The organism is Alkalibacillus almallahensis (assembly GCF_011761495.1).
Lineage (GTDB): Bacteria > Bacillota > Bacilli > Bacillales > Alkalibacillaceae > Alkalibacillus > Alkalibacillus almallahensis.
The window spans coordinates 1-1,062 of sequence record NZ_JAASRU010000036.1 but is presented as its reverse complement, the minus strand read 5'-3'; the positions used below and the strand labels follow the sequence as shown (position 1 = coordinate 1,062).

The window sequence follows — 1,062 nt, the reverse complement described above, 5'->3', positions numbered from 1 at the left end:
CCTCGATTGTAAAATTAAGCGAGACACTATAAAAGGACATGTCATGATATACTCAACCCATAACCTACCAAAGTTAAGGAGAGTGTATCTGACATGTCCTACACCCATCTTACCAAAACCGAATTGGTATTCATAGAAGAATATCATGCATTTGGTCTATCAGGACGCAAAATCGCTAAAAAGTTAAAACGTGGCCATGAGAGCGTTTATCGCATTATCAGGAAACTGGCTGAAGGTATGACCGCAAAAGAGATTCATCTTCAATATCAAGCGAACAAAGCCAACTGCGGTCGTCCCAAGATTGAACTACCTGATTCTGAAACAGATTACATCCAAGAAAAGGTTCGTTCTGGCTGGACGCCAGATGTCATTAAAGGCCGAAATGAAAAGCCTATTTCCTGCAGTATGCGTACCTTATATCGTCTGTTTCAATCAGGCATATTTAATCAAGAAGACCTCCCCATGAAAGGCAAACGAAAACCCAACGGTCACCAAGAAAAGCGAGGGAAACAAAGCTTTAGACGCCGGATTGAGGATCGAGACCATGACTACCCCAACTACGATCAAGAATTCGGTCACTTGGAAGGTGACACCATTGTTGGCTACCAACACAAGAGTGCTGTTATTACCTTGGTTGAACGGTTAACCAAATGCATCATCGCGATTAAACCGGCAGGTAGAAGAGCTTCTGATATTGAAACAACCCTGAACCATTGGCTTAATCCGTTACCCAAACACTTATTCAAATCCATCATCTTTGACTGTGGAAAGGAATTCTCTAATTGGAAGGCCATTAGTAACCAACATGACATTGATATTTATTTCGCGGATCCTGGAACACCGTCTCAAAGAGGGCTAAATGAGCATTCCAATGGCCTACTACGAAAGAATGGGTTGCCTAAAGAAACGGATTTTAACACCGTATCGCAACATCAAATAGCTGATGTTGTTCAGAGAAGAAACAACATACCAAGGAAATCCTTGAATTATAGAACGCCTATTGAGTGTTTCATGGATCACGTCGATGACAGTATGTTGTCTCGCTTAATTTGACAAATGAAT

1 protein-coding gene is annotated in these 1,062 nt (G+C 41.4%); it reads left to right on the top strand.

Annotated features, from left to right (window positions below):
* Window positions 1-93: 93 nt before the first annotated feature.
* Complete coding sequence (locus tag FHR85_RS14280; protein ID WP_167264441.1) at window positions 94-1,053, top strand: IS30 family transposase; 960 nt, start codon at window positions 94-96, stop codon at window positions 1,051-1,053.
* Window positions 1,054-1,062 lie beyond the last annotated feature (9 nt).

What these genes read in the sequence shown, in the direction of transcription:
- FHR85_RS14280 (WP_167264441.1), top strand. Translation starts at nt 94, where the DNA reads ATGTCCTACACCCATCTTACCAAAACCGAATTGGTATTCATAGAAGAA.